Genomic DNA, 15835 nt, shown 5'->3' with positions numbered 1-15835 from the left:
CCGAAACTTCCCGTCATGCCTCGCCCGTACTTTTTCTGCCGCTTGAGGTAATAGACCCCCCTGCGATAATCGAGCCAAGCAACAGTATCTTCATGGCAATGCTCCCGCGCCTGCGTCTCATAGCGAAACGAAGTAAGCGGAAGAGCAGTGACAGCCGATGGCGCGAACAGCAGAAATGGGAACACGCAGAGGCACTGTCGGCAGATCAAGGCGTTGCCGCGAATAGGGGACAGTCTACGTGACAGCACTAGTCCCCAGCCAATTTCTGCGAACGACTCCAAGAACGGATAAAGTCTTCTAGGCGCTTTCGATAAATTCATGCTGAGTGCGCACCTCATACGAAATCACGCCGATTAGGTCGTGACTATCCGCTTGTCACTCCTTCAGGGAAATCGTGATCTGGCCGATATTTCCAGCAAGCTCCACTCCCGCGCGGGGGCCGCGCAAGGTAATCCTTATACCCTGCCCATTCGTTAGCTGAACGCCGCCCATCCCGCCAACGAAGGCGCCCCCGCCCCCAACAGAGCTATAGGTGCCGGCAAAGTCCCTGATCTGCCTTATGCCCGAGGCCCATCCTGTCAGTCGAATGACGGACACTCCCGCTGCAAAGCCGAGACTCAGGCCGGATACTCTGAATGGATAGTCGCGGCCGCGATATGTCACGATGCCATTTCCCCCGCCGGCTCCCAGGATCAGTCCCGCCTTGACCAACTTCACCCGAACATAGCCGGATGCCTGAGCCCGGGAAGGCGTCACCGGAACGGTCAATGTGAGCAGTACAACCGCCGTCATGTGCATTGCGAACAGACGCAGCGCAGACCACCTGTGCTCAGGGCTTTTCTGCATCGACTTTCTTCCAGGTCTGGTCCGGATCGAACAAGGACATGCGCTTCACGATCCGGTCGGTCTGCGGTCCGAGATCCTTTTCGTAAACCGTCCCGCCATGATTGACCACGAACGTCTTGACGCCGGAATTTCCGTATTCGGCAGGCCAGGCGATTAGTCCATAGCCGCCGATCATCTTGCCTTTCATCAAATAGATCAGCGCGCCGCCGGGAGCATTGGCCCCCTGTCCTTTCAGTATGCGGAAGTAGTAGCCGTGATACGGCTGCGGCTTTTCACCGACCTGGTAGCCTTCAGTTGAAGCTTCTGCGACCAACGCACCCATCGGGCTCGGATCGCCATCATCACGCCAAAACAGCCCGTCCTTCTTGCCCGGCGTCGATACAATCCGCTGTGCATAAACGCCAGCGCCCTCGCCGCGATCCTTCTCGGCATATTCGTTCTGGGCGTCGACATAGGCGAGACTGGTTTGAATCGCATCGAGTTCGTTACGGCCGATCCGGCGATACAGGACCTCGATGCGGCCCTCTTCAGTATCGAACTCCCAACCTTTCTTGGTGTTGATGAGTGGAATCGGGAACGGAAAGTCGTCCGTGCCGAGCATCAAGGTAGCTCTCTTGTTGCCCTCCGTCTTGATCGCATGCTTGGCGTCATACATGGACGTGAAGCGCAGACGCGTGTCAGCGTCGGCCACCTCGTCACCGGACGACACGATGTCATCGGCTGCCTTGCCGAGGACCTTTAGAATATCGCTAGCGCCACCCTTGACCGCGACGGCGAGCGCCCCTGCAGCGGCCTCCGGTGTTGGAAAGGATTGCTGCGCTTCCGACACCGAGCCCATAAGAGCCAGTGCCACGACAGCCGCCACAGTTGTCGATGCAGCGCGATGGATTGACGTCCAAACGATCATGGCGACACCTCCGAAGGGATTTTTGCGCCATTTGCAAGCCAATCGCGATAGGTGCGGAACGTCAGACCGAGCGCCTCATACTTCACCCGCAGGTAGCCGTCGCTGCCCCGCCTCACGGCATCTGGCACCACGTTTTCGACTTCCTGCGCGATCACGCCGACATAGGCCTTCTGGCCGCCGAGATAGCTGAAGCGATAGTAGCCGAGACCGTTGGCGAGATGGCCGAGCAGAACAACGCCATGCTTCAGAGCGATGTCAGACCGCCGCCCACCGCCGCCGCCTCGGAAACCGCCGCCACCACCGCCACGGAAACCACCTCCGCCACCGCCATGAAAGCCGCCGCCTCCGCGGGCACCAGCGAAGCTTGTGCCGCCGCCGCGCGGCATGCTCGCCATGCTGGCTCGCCCGCGTGCAGACGCTGCCGCCGCCGCGCGGCCGGACGACACATTCATTGCGCCGCCACGATTTCCACCGCCACGCCCGGCCGCGCCGGCCCCGCCGCGGTTGGCAGTCTTCGCACGATCACCGCCGCCTTTGGCGCGATTGCCAGCCTTCGTGCGATCGGCGCCGCCTTTGGCCCGGTCCGCGACGCCGGCGCGATCTCCACCTCCCGGCCGATCTCGTGTGCCGGCGCCACCGCCGCCTCGATCTCCCGCGCGATCGCCAGCGCCCTGGTTCGGACGCAGCACCTGCTGCCCGTCGCGACCACGGAAATCCATCCGGTTGGAGGCGCCCGCTTTGAGATTGTTGTTGCTGAAGCGCTGCTGAACGCTGGCGTTGTTGTAGCGCACGCCCTGGCGGTGCGCCGGATTGTGCTGCCAACCGTTTCCAACATTGGTCGTGCGATGGTTGACATAGACGTTGCGGTTACCCCAGTTGAAGCCACCGCCCCAGTAGTTGCCCCAACGCCCGATTGCCCATGCGGTGCCGAAGGCGACACCTGCAGCAACAACACCCGCGCCGATATAGGACGGGTACCCGAAGTAATACGGTGGATATTCCGCATAGGGCCAGGTCCCGTACACCGTTGCCGGATCGTAATACGGTACATAAACCGCCGCGGGATCCGCCTGTTCGATCACGACCACCTGCTTGCTCTCCTGGGTCTTAACGCTGACCTTTTGCTGCTTGGTGGTCACGAGCTTTTTGTTGTCATAGGCTTTCGCCCGCAGCCGCTGGATCGCATCCATGACATCCGGCTGTTGCGCGAGCACCGCATCGCCGAGGCTCTTTGTCCAATCGACCTTGTCGCTCATCATCGCCAGGACGTCCGGAGTGCTGACCAGAGCCTTGACGCTGTCATCCCACGCCTGCTTGTCGACCGCTTCCTTCAGCGCATCACCCTTGAGCGACTTGCGTTCCTTGGCCCAACGATCCGCCTGCACTACCTCAAGCGGGTAGGTCGATGCTGCCAGGACATTCGCGAGCAGTTCGTCGGGATAAAGCGCAATGGGTGCGACCAGCGCCTCAAGTTGCTCTGGCTTGAGCAGCTCGACGCTCGGCATTGGTTGGCTCGCCGGAACTTCTGGAGCGGCTACCTTATCAACCGTCTGGGCCGAGACCGCGACAGGGATCGCCGTCACCAGTGCGAGCGCGAACAGAATCTTGCGGCAGCAGAACATCACACCCTCCTTCGGGGTTCCCTGCAGCAAGCATCGACGGAAGGGAGGAAGGTCCTTTGATCAAGATCAAGGAAAGCCGAATTTCCAGTGACCGCGACGTTAGCGGATCTCTGACTTCATGCGGTGGACGACTGCGCGAGAGCGAGTGGGATTTTGATCACAAACAGCGCGCCGCCTGATACTTGATTTGCAGCAGAGATCTCCCCTCGGTGCGCCTCTACGATAGTACGGGCGATGGCGAGTCCCATACCCAAGCCTTGCGCCTTGGTCGTGAAGAATGGGTTGAAGATGCACCGGATATCCGCGACCACGATACCTGGACCGGTGTCGCTAATCTTGATTTCGGCGTGCGCGTTCAGCCGGGCCGTCGATATGTTGACTTCGCGCTCTTTATCGTCGGCATCGGAGATTGCGTCCATTGCATTAATGATCAGGTTGAGAATGACCTGTTGCAGCTGAACCGGATCGCCCTTGACGTACAAATCGCCCGAAGCGGCAGCGAACCTTAGCGCAATGCCGCGTCGATCAGTCACTGCTTCTACAAGCCCGATCGCCTCCCGCACCGTATTGTTCAAATCGATGTCCCGGACCTCGAACGGTGTTTTCTTCAGTACGCTGCGAAGTCGGCGGATCACTTCGCTGGCCCGTTGATCGTCACGCCTGATGTCGGCAAGGATTTCCCTAACTTCGGCGAGATCTGGAGAGGTGCCCTTCAGCAACAGATCTGCTGTCTCTGTGTTTGTGAGAATGGAGCCAAGTGGCTGGCTCAACTCATGCGCAATAGAGGTCGTCAACTCTCCGGCAGCTGAATAGCGGTTGACGTGCGCAAGTTCCGCCAGCCGCTGCCGGGACTCGACCTCAGCAAGACGCCGCCGGCGACGTTCGTGCAACAAGCCGCTGATCAACCCCGCTTGGATCAGAATCACGGCTGCAATCAGCAGAATCGGCCAGCGATACTGCTCCCAAACATCGGGCTCACGAAACAGGACCTCGCTGCCTGGCGGCAGATTACTCTGGTTGATGCCCCAGCGCCGCATTTGCCGCCAGTCGAATTTCGGAGCAGAGAATTCAATCGGCTCGACTTTGATGTTCCCCGGTTTCTCGCCACCAAGGATTCGAATCGCAGCGTTGACAGTCTGCTCGCTGGTTTCGGCGATCGAATGCATCGGGCCGCCGACCGTTTCTGGATCGAAAAAGGCTTCCTGGTAGGAGAAGATCGGCGCATTGGCGACGGCATGAAGGCTACGCAAGGCAAGGTCGCCTTCATGGCTGACACCGGCAGCGTCGACAGACATCAAGCCCCAGAACAGGACGGTGTGCGGCGGAAGCGCAGACGCTCTCTTAAGAATTTCCGTGAACGGAAGATCGGCATAATAGACCAAGGCAACGCGGTTCTCTAACGGCTTCAGTTCCCTTTTTAGCTCCTCAAGCCAAAATTTCTCTAACGCTGAGGCACCGATCACAACGGCGATCGTCTGAGTCTCCGGCATGACCTGAAGAACATTCTTGAACGCGGCCAGAAAATTATTGCGGACCGAAATGACGGTGTCATTGTCTGTGAGGTCCACGCGGTTCACCAGCCGCTGCTCTACCACCGTCAAAATCATTGGCGTCTCAGGAAAAAGCTCCTCGCGATACTTCTGAACGAACCTTGCCGCTGGCGCCCCGATGCTCAGCACGATATCGGGTGGACGGCCATGGTAGAGCGAGTTCAAATAGTCGACGAACGGCGCTTCCGGACCCGGGTTATTGAACCTCGCTGTGAGTAGCGCATGTTCCTGGATGTCCAGCGGCCACGGCGATAGCCGCTCGAGCGTAGCCTTAATGCTCCTTGCATGCTCGCTCCAGGGTCGAAATTCCCGACCAAACGAGTGAAGAAGCAGCACGCGCTTCACATCACTACGTTCAGTAGCTCCGGCGATGTCGACCGGGACGGACGTCCAGAGCAGCGCACAGACGCAGAGACCCACGACTAGGCGCAACCGATCCATGACAGCAACGGGGATGCAGCGGTTCATCCTCTTCCCCAACCGTCGGAGACTCGCGAACAGTCGCTACGACACAGTGTCAGCGTGTGCGCATTTCCGCAACAGCCCGGCTAGGCAGCGCTGACGTCAACAGACCGTCGTGACCCGCCCGTAGGCATCCACGACCTGCCTGCATGACGAGCCATAATAGGCGCCCGCGGCGCCGGCCGCAGCCCCCACTGCAACGGCTCGGCGGGTGGTCCGGCGCGCAACCCCGGCATAGCTCATCGGTGTCAGCGGCCGCCCAACCCTCGCTTCAGCGACGGAGAACACCCCATGTATTGTGACGTCACTGCCGCTCCAGCACCATCCCGCTACAAAAGACATGAGCGCGACCGCTACCATGCGCACTTTTCGCATTGATTTCATTTTTTTGCTCCTGATGGCGTGCCGGGGGGAATTTCGTCGAACTCTGCCATTGCGCCGGAATCGAGATCGACCTTTGTCGCACCGGTCGGTGGCTTGAATACAAATGTGTCGGCTTCAACGACGGCGTCATTCTTCCAGTCCCTGATCCTGAGCGTGTATTGCGGTGCCCCGGTTACTGTCTTGCTGGTGATCACATATTTTCGAGGAACAGGCCGCGCTCCACTCTCGATCCAGATTTGCCAATCGATATCCGCGCCACGGAACGCAAGATGTTCGCATTCGACGCCATCGATCATACCTTGCCCGATGTGTTGGGCCTGGACGACATTGGACATCAACACGTCATAGGTATTTGTGAGCAGCAAGTCCGTGCCCGGCATCGCAGCACCCGATTTCGCTTGGATCAGATCGACAAGCTGATCGATCGATCCTACAAGGTCGGCCTGCACATATGCCTTGGCATTGTTGCCATAGATCGACGCAGTCTTTCCGTCGTAGATAAAGTCGACGTCGGTATAGCCTCCCGTTCGGCTGATCCGAAGCTTGTCCGGTCGCGAGAGCTGCATTCTTCCGGAACTCGCAAACTGGATCTTCTCCAGCTCGGGAGTCACGACCTCGATATCACTTTCGAACGTTGCGGAGATCGACTTTTGCGCGGCCGTGTAGTCGGCCATCGCCTTGAGCAACTTCGCCGGATCGTCCGCCCTCGCCGGCTGCGCCGCAAATGCGACAGCAGCGACCAGCGCCACATTTACTAGGTTATTGGGCTTGTTACTCGCTGACTTTCTCTCATTCATGGCGTAACTCCATTGGTCAACTCTATCCAGCCACCCCGCGCGGCACTTTCTGTGATCCAGGCAATCGCACCGTCGGATGCTAATCCGCTATATATCGCAACGATGGTAGGACACTTTCATATCCACCATTCCCGGAAACTCTCGAGAGATCGTATTTTCATCGACCACGTTGAGGATGAACTGGACGTGTGAAAGCATAATGCTCGAGGCGCAAGCCGCGATCAGGTTGATCGTTTCATTGCTTTCCTTCTTCGACTTGATCTTGCAGATCTCGTGTTTTCCCCTCAGACGATCTGCTTCAGCGATGAAACCGCCGCCGTATACGCCGGAGAAATTCGTGAACGCGATCTGTTTCGCACGACCCTTGCGCGTGAACACTTTGTTGCATTGGTCCGCGCTTGTCGCCCATGCACCAGCAAGCTCGATTGCCTTTGCGCTTCGCGGTGACAACACTACTGAGGAAGCAAAAATCACGACAGCAACGACAAGTCTCTGCAGTATGGCCATATTCTTTCCTCTCAATGACCGCTCAGAACCAGTGTCTTGATTGGCAACAGCAGCGCCTGGATTCGCAGCAGCAATGCATGCACGAGTCCGGTCGCATCTACCGCATGCAGGGCAACCCCCTTCAACGCGCCAGTTTTTGGATCGGAAATTATGTCATGATTGCTGGTGTAGGCATTAACGATGCAGGCGCTGCCTGGCGTGACCCCCTCCAGGCCGCCTTTGTAAAGCGGCTCCAGGAAGACGAGAATCGAACCGGGTCTTTGCAAGTTCTGCGGATCAATCAGCAGCTCTCCAGTCCGGAACTGCCCTGCTGCGATGAAATCCTGCACACTTGTGACGACTAACGGAATGATGGTCCACGGCTTCGAGATGCAGGTGGCTTCCGCGACCATGCCAGGCTTCATGACCTGAGCCTCGATCTGGCCGAAGCCGGCCTGCACGCTGCGCCTGCCCGCTCCGTCGGGTATCAACACTCCGGCTGGTCGCATTAGTTGATTGACGACGTCGCCTGTGCGAACGAGAAATTGCTCGACACGGCCATCGACGCCTGCACGCACATAGGTCTTGTCGACATCCACCTGCGCTTGCGCCTGCGCGGCCTCAGCGCTCGCCCTCTCGGCCGGCAAGAGCGTCGAAACACGCAGTAGCGAAGATTCTCTCGCAGCAGTCGCGACATCGATACCGGCCTGTCGTTGATCGACCAGCACCTGCAGCTTCTCAATATCGCGTTGCGGCACGATCCCCGGATTTCGGCGTTGCAGTTCGGTCTTGACCTCCAGCTCATCCTTGGCCTGCTGGTGTGACGCTCTCGCTTCACCGATCTGGGCGTCCGCCTTGGCAATGTCGGTGCGCGCCGAGATGAGAGATGCCTCCACTTCGGCGATCTTTCGCTTGGCGGTCTCCAGTGCCGCGTCCTGCTTCGAACTATCCAGCCGAAATAGAACGTCGCCCTTTTTAACATCAGCAGTGAATCCGACATTCACCTCCGCCACACGGCCCGAGCCTTCGGGGAGAATTGGTACCGTCCGGAAGTAGATGGCCGCCGACGTTGTGGACGGATGAAAATAGAAGATCATCGTGATCAACCCGATCGTCAGCATCAGGCAGCCGGTGATTCCCCACCTCAGCTCATACCAGACAGAGAAGAACGTGATCTCTTTGCCGAACCGCTTTCCTTGCCGATAGCGGCGGTAGAGATAATCAGGAAGGATGGTAACCAGCGAACAGATCATGAGTTCAAGCATGGTCGTGCACCCCTTGCCTCATCGAGGGCTGAATATCGGGCTTGGCGTCAGTTTCAGATTTAACCACGACGTCAGCGGGAAGCGCACCCGGCGTCGCATTCGCAATGCGCTCCACAGACTCCGCGATGCTGCGCATCGGCGTACCAAAATCCGGCAGGTCAATCATGGCGAGCAACAAGCCCGCGATCCAAAAAATATGACTGTGAGTGAACAGCGAGATCAGACCGAGGACTGCAACAATCTCCATCTGTAGTTTCTGCGTTTTGTGCGCCATGCGCTCAGGCAGGCTGTGCAGTCTCCAGTATATCGTACCCGCCCATAGCAGCGTCGCTACGAGAAAAACGCCCATCACCACCATCAGTGTATCCGCTCCATCGGCACCGGGCACGAAGAATGGCAGGTGATGAGGGGCCGCGGGGTGCAACTGTTCGCTCAAGTCCTCTCTCCCTTCCGGACGCCCCGGGGCGCTCCGCAGCTATGCGCTGCACCGTGCCTCCTCACGGCGCGGTTTGCTTGATTTGGATCAATAAAACTCGATCGGGCCTACATCACCCTGTGGCAGCGCCGACAACGACCAGGAGCCATCAATCATGTCCCGCAGCATCGACGATCTCATCCCTAACGCCACGCAGATCCGCAAGGAGGCCGCCCTGAAGGAAGCCGAGGCGGCGGAACAGTATGCACGCCTCGCTGCAGCGGCTGAGGCTGAGAAGCGCGCGCTGATCGAACGGCTCAGCCAACCTTCCGGCAAGAGCGAAGCCGAAAAGGTCCAGCTTGCGTCGACCGTAATCCAGAGGGCGGTGCGAAATGGCTTGACGGAAGTTCAGGTCTATCGCTTTCCCAACTCGCTGTGCACCGACAAGGGTCGCGCGATCAATCAACAAGAAAAGGGGTGGGAGAAAACGCTAACGGGAATTCCAAGCGAGATCTTCCAGCTCTGGAGCGATTATCTGCGGCCACGCGGCTATCGCATAGGCTACCAGACCATCGATTATCCGGGAGGCATACCCGGCGACATTGCCATCACAATTTCTTGGGGAGATTGAGCGTGGTTCGCATCGGATTCTTGTTGGAGCTGTGAGATGTCACCTGACGTGCCAAAGGAGCGATTGAAGCGCAAGGACTACGAGAAGGAGCTAGGAAAGCTCCAGGTCGAACTCTGCCATTTGCAGGAATGGGTTAAGGTCAAAAGTCTGAAGGTCATCGTTCTATTCGAGGGACGCGATGCCGCTGGCAAGGGCGGCGCCATCAAGGCCCTCACGGAGAAGGTTAGCCCGCGGGTTTTCCGCGTCTGCGCCCTGCCCACACCGTCTGACCGCCAAAAGTCTCAATTATTCCTTCAACGCTACATCGAGCAGTTCCCGGCAAGCGGTGAGATCGTGATCTTCGACCGCAGCTGGTACAACCGCGCTGGCGTCGAATATGTCATGGGCTTCTGCAGCCCGGCTGAACACAAACGTTTCCTGGAATTGTGCCCGCTGGTCGAGAAATTCGCGGTGGATGCTGGCATCATCCTGATCAAGCTGTGGCTTGAGGTCGGCATGAAGGAGCAGGAGCTGCGCTTCAAGGCACGCATCGAGGATCCTCTCCGTCAATGGAAGTTAAGCCCGATGGACACCGAGTCATTTGGGCGCTGGTATGACTATTCCCGAGCGCGCGACATGATGTTCAAGGCGACCGATACAAGGCATGCGCCATGGCGATTGGTCCGCTCCGACGACAAGCGGCGGGCTCGGCTCAACATCATATCGCATATCCTCAAGACGATCCCATACAAGAAGATTGCGCGAAAGAAGATTAGGCTGTCGAAGCGTTCCAACAAGGGCCGCTACAACGATCAGGTCAGCCTCCGTCGGATGAAGTTCGTCGAAAATCGTTACTGAAAGAAACGAGGCCGCGCGTGCGCGGCCCCGTTCGACGCTAGCTTACTTCAACCGTATCGTGACGCCGCCAACAGCGGCGGATAGTTCAGCGCCAACTTTGGGGCCGCTGAGCTGCAGGATCACGCCATTGCCATTCTGCAACTGCACGCCTCCAGCGCCACCCACCACCGCCCCACCTGCTCCGACCACTCCGTAGGTGCCTTCAATTGATGTGGGCCCCTTCAAATTGATCGCGCGACCGACAAGCTTGGTGGTAGATGCACCAATCGTGAAACCCACGCTCATGCCCGAGACGGTAAAGGGATAGGTTTTTCCGCGGTACCTCAACACGCCCTCGCCGCCGCCGACCCCGACAATAAAGCCGCCCTTGGTAAATATAACAGCAACCTGGCCCATATCCGCGCTTGATGGCGTGGCGAAGCCAGCGACCCCAGCAAGCACCGCGACTGCAACGGCAAAGACGTTAAATTTTCGCATGGTTCATTCCCTTCTGGTTGTGAAACTAACTTCTTGGGCCAAGATCATCGCGAAGTATCCGAACACGGTGAAAAGTATGCCGGACATGGCATGGCCGACCGGGAAGCCAATCCACGGTACCGAACTCCGGATCTCATGCCGAGGAAGCCGATAATCGTTCCCGCGGCCAATATCGGCAGATCGGTTGTTGCGGCGTTGCCGTCCTTCGGCATGTAAAAAATCCGGGAAGTTGATGGCGTGTAGGCAATGCTGAAGCCGTTCCCAGTGGCGCCTGTTGATCCAAGTCAATGCAACGTGATGTTGTGAACAACGCCCCGCTTGGCACCGCAACACGGTCAACGTTTCCTCAGATCGTCGAGTACACTATCCATCCTTCGGGTCCAGTTGGCGCTGTCGGTCTTCTCCGCAAGGCCATCAGCCTGCAGAACATCTCGGACTTGCCCGCGGGCGCCGACGATCTGAAAAGCGATGCCGCGCGAGACAAGTTCGCCATGGAGGTCGTGAAGCATTTTCACGCCCGCAAGATCGATAAAGGGTGAGGAAGAGAGCCCGCAGACCACAACCTTGGTGTCCGGTGATGCGCGAACCTTTGCCATCACGTTCTCCATCGCCGTTTCCGCATTGATGTAAAGTAACGAGGCTTCTGGGCGGAAAGCGAGAACACCAGCAAGGGGCTCTACGTCAGGGTATCGCGCACTATCGGCATATCGGCCTGTTCCTGGTAAGCGCCCGAGAATCGCGACGTTTGGCTGCGAGGCACGCGCCAGTAACAGAAATATGGACGCTAGCGTAGCCAGCAGGATGCCCTGAAGGATGCCCAGCATCAGCACGGAGACAAGGGCGATCGCCGCAGCATAGAAGTCGATCCGACTGATACGCCACATCCGCATGAGCGCGGCGATGTCAACTAGTTTGTAGACAGCCGTGCAAACGATCGCAGCAAGTACTGCCTTAGGCAGATTGGTCAATATCCCCGTGAGGAAAAGTAGACAGATCGCCAACGTGGCTGAACAAATGATCAGAGCGAGCGGCGTTTTCGCGCCGGCCTGATCATTAACGGCGGATTGTGACAATCCTCCCGCAACAGGGTAACCATGGCCGAGCGCTACCGCCAGATTGGCGGCGCCCAACCCCAGAAACTCCTGCCGAACGTCGATGGGGTAGCCGTGCCTCGCCGCAAAACTTCGCGCACCTGCGACGCCTTCGACATAGGCGAGCAACATGATGCCGGCAGCGAGAGGAAATAGTTCATCGAATTCAAGAAGCCCGAAGGTCGGCATGGCAAGGCTCGGCAAGCCCTTCGGAATTTCGCCGGTGACGGGAATGCCAAGCGCCGGCAAGCCGAGCGCTGTTGCGACAACGATCGATAGGATGACGACTGCAAGTCCTACCGGCCTGCCGGGCAATAGACGCTCGCCCTGGAGCAGCAGGATCGCAACAAGTCCGATCGCAAGCACGATCCAGTGAACACCACCGATCTGCCCAACAAGCACGACAAGGCGATCGAAGAAATTTCGCCCGCCACCAGCAACGCCAAATAGGCTGGGCAGCTGCGTCATGATAATGGTGAGACCCGCGCCAGCCTTGAAGCCGACCAGAATGGTATCGCTGATCAAGCGTACCAGCATGCTTAGTCGAAAGACCCAGGCAATCAGGCAGAGAGCCGCCACGCCAAGGGCGGCTACACTCGCAATCTGCGCATAGCGAAGCGCATCGCCTGCCGCTAGACCCCCGACCGAAGCGGCGATCATCAGCGAAATCGCCGAAGTCGGGCCGACAGCAAGTTGCCGCGAAGAGCCCAACAGGGCATAGCCAATGCCGCCCAGCATGTAGCCATAGATCCCGATCTGGGGCGGCATGCCGGCGAGCGCAGCATAGGCCAACGACACCGGGATCGCATAGGCGGCCAGCGTGACGCCAGCGATCATGTCACAGCGAAGCCAGTCAGCGCGATATTCGGCAAGCCAGCGCGTCGGCGGAAAGATCCCGTGCGACGTCATGCCCCCTCCCTTCGATCAACGCGATCCCGCATCACACCTCGGAATCCGGCGCAGCATAAAAGAACCAGCAGCAACGCACCGACAGGAACGGTTAGAGTGAGTGCTGGCGCCCGCTCTGTAATGAAAGAACCGACAGCGGCGCCTGTGCCAAATGCAGCGCAAACCCCCATGAATATACAGGACTTACGCAACAGACCGACCTGGATATCTCCAGCAACCAGTGCGACTGCTCCCTCAATCGCCTGGCGAAAGTTTCCTGTGATCATCACGGAGCTGTAGTTTGAACCCTCAACCTTGGTGAAAATCGAAGTCTGCATTGCGGCCACCATCGAGACGCCCAGCGTGCCCGCAACGTCAGGCACGCGATTGTGCAGCACACCGACAAGGATCAGAACGCCAGCTTCTACGAGAATGCTGATCGGGCCGGCTCGATCTCCGGCTGCACGCCGCAGCCATGAGGCGATCACCACGCCGACGACGAAAGCGAAGAGCGATGGCACGAAGTGAAATGCCTCCGTCCACTTCCCGGCAGTCGCTTTTACCCATAAGAATACCAAGTTGGCTGTCTGCGCATTCGCCAGAACGCCATGCGTAATCCACGTATAGGCATCGAGGTAGCCGCCTGCGAAGCCCAGCAGCAACGCGACCAGCAGGGTCTCTTCGCGGCGCATCGGCACATTAACCGCACGTATCGCAGAAATATTCGAGCTCATCGGGCCAACAGGCGCTGGCTCCGGTAATGACGATTGATCTGAATCAACTCCCTTCAGAATTTTGGCTGTCGGATCGCGATATGAAGCGATCCGGAAAGGCACCTACCATGCATGCCATTCACGCGTTCGTCACGGCGGCGCTCCTTATATCCATGGCCCCTGCCGCGCCGATGCAAGCCGCCGACAAGCCCGACGCTGCGCGAATCCAGGAAGAGCTCTGGGTGCTGCCGCTGCCGTTGCCGATGTTTGCCTATCTGGTGCGCCCGATAGGCAACGGCCCCTTCCCGCTGGTTATCATGAACCACGGCGTCTCGCTCAATCCGACCGACCGCGGCTTCTTTCCCCTGGTTGAATTCCGCGATGCGGCCAAATGGTTTGCGAGGCGCGGTTATCTGGTGGTGGCGCCGGTCGGCACCGGATATGGGGCTTCCGCCATCGACATTCCGGAGCGTGCCATCTACGGCCCTTTCTTCTCCAAGATCGGAAAATGCGAAAATCCAAACTTCCACGACGCCGGGCTTGCAGTCGCAAAAGTTAACCTCTGGATTATTGACTATTTGATCGCAGAAAACCGCATCGTGCCGAAAGATGTCATCGTCGTTGGACAATCCGCCGGAGGTTGGGCATCCATTGCGCTATCGAGCGTAAATCCGCCACAGGTTAAAGCGGTCATTACTTTCGCCGCCGGCCGCGGTGGCCGCGTCGACGGCAAGCCAAACAACAACTGCGCGCCGGACAGGCTCGTCGAAGCGACGGCAAATTTCGGCCGCACATCACGCATGCCAATGCTGTGGATCTACATCGAAAACGATACGTTCTTCGGACCGGCACTATCGAAACGTATGCACGAGGCCTTCACGGCCGCCGGCGGTAAAGCAGAGTACCGCTTGATACCGCCTTTTGGTGATGAGGGGCACTTTCTCATCGGATCGCCGGAAGCTATCCCGATTTGGTCGCCAATTGTAGCGAAGTTTTTGGATGACCAGAAATGAGACGAATGCCGGAGGTCAGCTGTGACATATTCCGATCCCAATAAACCACAACGCAAGCATCCGTTGAACGCCTTCCGATCGCTCCTACTTGCGGCGCTGGCCAGCCTCACGCTCAACAAACCCGCAGTATCACAACAAGACCCGGCGGCCACCGCTCCTGGAGGAGAAGTTCGCCCCCGCGGTCAGCGCCAAGTGAAGGACATCACCTTCGGGGACTGGAGCAAAGTCTGCTTCAAGCCTGGCGGGGCAAAACCACTTTGTCGCACATCGATCACCGGTACTTTCCCGACTGGTCAAATGGCGGTTCGGCTGGACATCATCGAACGCGAAGGCGATGCCGCCAAGCGGATACAAATATTCTCCCCAGTAGGTATGTACCTGCAAAATCCGGTCGAACTCACGATCGATCAAGGCGTGACCTACAGAGTTCCGTACACTTGGTGTCTTACCAATGCCTGCATCGCAGGAACTATCGCCGAACCAAATTTGGTAAAACGCATGGCTGAGGGGCAGATTCTGTATCTGCAGTTTGTGGATTCCAGTCTGTTACGACTGACGACCTCGCTAGCTCTCGGTCGCTTCGCCACCGCTCATGAAGGCCCGCCCACGCAGATGTTTAATCAGGATATCGATGAGTAGCGAAGGCTGCGGCCGCTGCGATTCAAACTCGGTCGCACATCCCCAGCCGCTCAGCGATAGAAACGAGTTCTGCGAATGAAAGGACACGCATTTTCTCCATTACCTGATGGCGGTGCGCTTTTATCGTGCGCTCCGTCGTTCCCAGACTGATGGCGATTTGCTTGTTGATCTTTCCACGCACCATTAAATCGAACACCTGTCGCTCACGTGGCGTAAGAGATGAAACCAGCTGGCGACATAAAGCGGTTTTCTCTTGCTGACCTCCCGTAGAATCTTGACGCGCTAACGCACGTTCAATCGCATCAATCAACTGCTGTGATGTCACGGGCTTGGTCAGAAAGTCTTCCGCGCCGGCCTTGATCGTTCGCACCGTTATCGCGGTATCGACATGTCCCGTAACGAAGATGATCGGCATACTCGAGCCTAGCTCGACCAAGCGGCTCTGCAATTGCGGGCCGTTAAGTGCCGGCATCTGAACATCCAGCACGATACAGGCACGCGGATTAACATCTGGCGATCGATCCAGAAACTGCTGTGACGAAGCATATACCGCAACCTCATACCCGGCCACCCTGAGCCGACGTTCGATCGCAGCTCTAAAGGACGCGTCGTCATCCACTACATGGATCAAACCAGGCATTTTGCCCTCTGAGATCAAGTTTCTCTAATGACAGACAGCCTTGAATTTTTTTGCCCGACCGACCTTCGCATTGTCGCTTATCGACCATGCGAGTGCGCCGTCCATCCGCTCAAATGATTCACTCCAAGCGTAATGCCTTTGGCGACGTAAGGTCTCGCGCATTGTACTTTGG

The 15835-nt window shown here is 58.0% G+C and carries 17 protein-coding genes; 4 read left to right on the top strand and 13 right to left on the bottom strand.

The window, feature by feature from the left end; translation table 11 throughout:
* Positions 1–375 precede the first annotated feature (375 nt).
* The 9 genes from BLW80_RS14380 to BLW80_RS14340 form a co-directional block, all read right to left on the bottom strand.
* The gene (locus tag BLW80_RS14380; RefSeq protein ID WP_093758487.1) at positions 376–846 is read right to left on the bottom strand and encodes a hypothetical protein; all 471 of its coding nucleotides are present in this window, start codon (positions 844–846) and stop codon (positions 376–378) included.
* On the bottom strand, positions 830–1753 hold the full coding sequence (locus BLW80_RS14375; RefSeq protein ID WP_093758486.1) for a DUF2950 domain-containing protein: 924 nt from the start codon (positions 1751–1753) through the stop codon (positions 830–832). Before BLW80_RS14375 ends, BLW80_RS14380 begins: the two co-directional genes overlap by 17 nt.
* A complete protein-coding gene (locus BLW80_RS14370) occupies positions 1750–3375 on the bottom strand; it encodes a DUF3300 domain-containing protein (RefSeq protein WP_093759092.1) in 1626 nt (541 codons plus the stop codon). The genes BLW80_RS14375 and BLW80_RS14370 overlap by 4 nt, the downstream gene beginning before the upstream one ends.
* Before the next feature lie 116 nt (positions 3376–3491).
* Positions 3492–5393 (bottom strand): sensor histidine kinase, encoded by a 1902-nt coding sequence (locus BLW80_RS14365; protein WP_093758485.1) that lies wholly within the window; start codon positions 5391–5393, stop codon positions 3492–3494.
* Between the two features lie 96 nt (positions 5394–5489).
* Complete coding sequence (locus BLW80_RS30770) at positions 5490–5729, bottom strand: hypothetical protein (RefSeq protein ID WP_244528234.1); 240 nt, start codon at positions 5727–5729, stop codon at positions 5490–5492.
* Between the two features lie 38 nt (positions 5730–5767).
* Positions 5768–6568 (bottom strand): DUF2092 domain-containing protein, encoded by an 801-nt coding sequence (locus BLW80_RS14355; RefSeq protein ID WP_093758483.1) that lies wholly within the window; start codon positions 6566–6568, stop codon positions 5768–5770.
* An 87-nt stretch (positions 6569–6655) separates the two neighbouring features.
* The gene (locus BLW80_RS14350; RefSeq protein WP_093758482.1) at positions 6656–7075 is read right to left on the bottom strand and encodes a hypothetical protein; all 420 of its coding nucleotides are present in this window, start codon (positions 7073–7075) and stop codon (positions 6656–6658) included.
* Positions 7076–7086: 11 nt separating this feature from the next.
* Positions 7087–8319, bottom strand: a complete 1233-nt coding sequence (locus tag BLW80_RS14345; protein ID WP_093758481.1) for an HlyD family secretion protein — start codon at positions 8317–8319, stop codon at positions 7087–7089.
* Entirely contained in the window at positions 8312–8755 is a 444-nt protein-coding gene (locus BLW80_RS14340) for a hypothetical protein (protein WP_093758480.1), read from the bottom strand. Before BLW80_RS14340 ends, BLW80_RS14345 begins: the two co-directional genes overlap by 8 nt.
* 154 nt (positions 8756–8909) lie before the next feature.
* On the opposite strand from BLW80_RS14340, the gene BLW80_RS14335 reads away from it, so the two are divergent.
* Together BLW80_RS14335 and ppk2 are read left to right on the top strand one after the other, a co-directional pair.
* Positions 8910–9365, top strand: a complete 456-nt coding sequence (locus tag BLW80_RS14335) for a hypothetical protein (protein ID WP_093758479.1) — start codon at positions 8910–8912, stop codon at positions 9363–9365.
* A gap of 36 nt (positions 9366–9401) precedes the next feature.
* Complete coding sequence (ppk2, locus tag BLW80_RS14330) at positions 9402–10202, top strand: polyphosphate kinase 2 (protein ID WP_093758478.1); 801 nt, start codon at positions 9402–9404, stop codon at positions 10200–10202.
* 42 nt (positions 10203–10244) lie between these two features.
* On the opposite strand, the gene BLW80_RS14325 is transcribed toward ppk2, so the two are convergent.
* From BLW80_RS14325 to BLW80_RS14310, 3 genes are all read right to left on the bottom strand, one after another.
* On the bottom strand, positions 10245–10679 hold the full coding sequence (locus tag BLW80_RS14325) for a hypothetical protein (protein ID WP_093758477.1): 435 nt from the start codon (positions 10677–10679) through the stop codon (positions 10245–10247).
* A 335-nt stretch (positions 10680–11014) separates the two neighbouring features.
* Entirely contained in the window at positions 11015–12679 is a 1665-nt protein-coding gene (locus BLW80_RS14315; protein ID WP_093758475.1) for a SulP family inorganic anion transporter, read from the bottom strand.
* A complete protein-coding gene (locus tag BLW80_RS14310; RefSeq protein ID WP_093758474.1) occupies positions 12676–13392 on the bottom strand; it encodes a YoaK family protein in 717 nt (238 codons plus the stop codon). Before BLW80_RS14310 ends, BLW80_RS14315 begins: the two co-directional genes overlap by 4 nt.
* 152 nt (positions 13393–13544) lie before the next feature.
* On the opposite strand from BLW80_RS14310, the gene BLW80_RS14305 reads away from it, so the two are divergent.
* A complete protein-coding gene (locus tag BLW80_RS14305) occupies positions 13545–14384 on the top strand; it encodes an alpha/beta hydrolase family protein (RefSeq protein ID WP_502688616.1) in 840 nt (279 codons plus the stop codon).
* A gap of 21 nt (positions 14385–14405) precedes the next feature.
* Positions 14406–15023, top strand: a complete 618-nt coding sequence (locus BLW80_RS14300) for an invasion associated locus B family protein (RefSeq protein WP_244528233.1) — start codon at positions 14406–14408, stop codon at positions 15021–15023.
* Positions 15024–15045: 22 nt separating this feature from the next.
* Here the strand turns inward: BLW80_RS14300 and BLW80_RS14295 are convergent, their stop codons facing one another.
* Entirely contained in the window at positions 15046–15663 is a 618-nt protein-coding gene (locus BLW80_RS14295; RefSeq protein ID WP_093759090.1) for a response regulator transcription factor, read from the bottom strand.
* Positions 15664–15835: the final 172 nt, after the last annotated feature.

Source organism: Tardiphaga sp. OK245 (assembly GCF_900108575.1).
In the GTDB taxonomy this organism is placed as follows: domain Bacteria; phylum Pseudomonadota; class Alphaproteobacteria; order Rhizobiales; family Xanthobacteraceae; genus Tardiphaga; species Tardiphaga robiniae.
Note: the sequence above shows the minus strand (reverse complement) of the source record. Positions and strands in the feature narration are given on the sequence as shown.

Bases quoted from the DNA above. Each gene is read 5' to 3' on its own strand.
- BLW80_RS14380 (WP_093758487.1), bottom strand. From the start codon at position 846: ATGCAGAAAAGCCCTGAGCACAGGTGGTCTGCGCTGCGTCTGTTCGCA.
- BLW80_RS14375 (WP_093758486.1), bottom strand. From the start codon at position 1,753: ATGATCGTTTGGACGTCAATCCATCGCGCTGCATCGACAACTGTGGCG.
- BLW80_RS14370 (WP_093759092.1), bottom strand. From the start codon at position 3,375: ATGTTCTGCTGCCGCAAGATTCTGTTCGCGCTCGCACTGGTGACGGCG.
- BLW80_RS14365 (WP_093758485.1), bottom strand. From the start codon at position 5,393: ATGAACCGCTGCATCCCCGTTGCTGTCATGGATCGGTTGCGCCTAGTC.
- BLW80_RS30770 (WP_244528234.1), bottom strand. From the start codon at position 5,729: ATGTCTTTTGTAGCGGGATGGTGCTGGAGCGGCAGTGACGTCACAATA.
- BLW80_RS14355 (WP_093758483.1), bottom strand. From the start codon at position 6,568: ATGAATGAGAGAAAGTCAGCGAGTAACAAGCCCAATAACCTAGTAAAT.
- BLW80_RS14350 (WP_093758482.1), bottom strand. From the start codon at position 7,075: ATGGCCATACTGCAGAGACTTGTCGTTGCTGTCGTGATTTTTGCTTCC.
- BLW80_RS14345 (WP_093758481.1), bottom strand. From the start codon at position 8,319: ATGCTTGAACTCATGATCTGTTCGCTGGTTACCATCCTTCCTGATTAT.
- BLW80_RS14335 (WP_093758479.1), top strand. From the start codon at position 8,910: ATGTCCCGCAGCATCGACGATCTCATCCCTAACGCCACGCAGATCCGC.
- ppk2 (WP_093758478.1), top strand. From the start codon at position 9,402: ATGTCACCTGACGTGCCAAAGGAGCGATTGAAGCGCAAGGACTACGAG.
- BLW80_RS14325 (WP_093758477.1), bottom strand. From the start codon at position 10,679: ATGCGAAAATTTAACGTCTTTGCCGTTGCAGTCGCGGTGCTTGCTGGG.
- BLW80_RS14315 (WP_093758475.1), bottom strand. From the start codon at position 12,679: ATGACGTCGCACGGGATCTTTCCGCCGACGCGCTGGCTTGCCGAATAT.
- BLW80_RS14310 (WP_093758474.1), bottom strand. From the start codon at position 13,392: ATGAGCTCGAATATTTCTGCGATACGTGCGGTTAATGTGCCGATGCGC.
- BLW80_RS14305 (WP_502688616.1), top strand. From the start codon at position 13,545: ATGGCCCCTGCCGCGCCGATGCAAGCCGCCGACAAGCCCGACGCTGCG.
- BLW80_RS14295 (WP_093759090.1), bottom strand. From the start codon at position 15,663: ATGCCTGGTTTGATCCATGTAGTGGATGACGACGCGTCCTTTAGAGCT.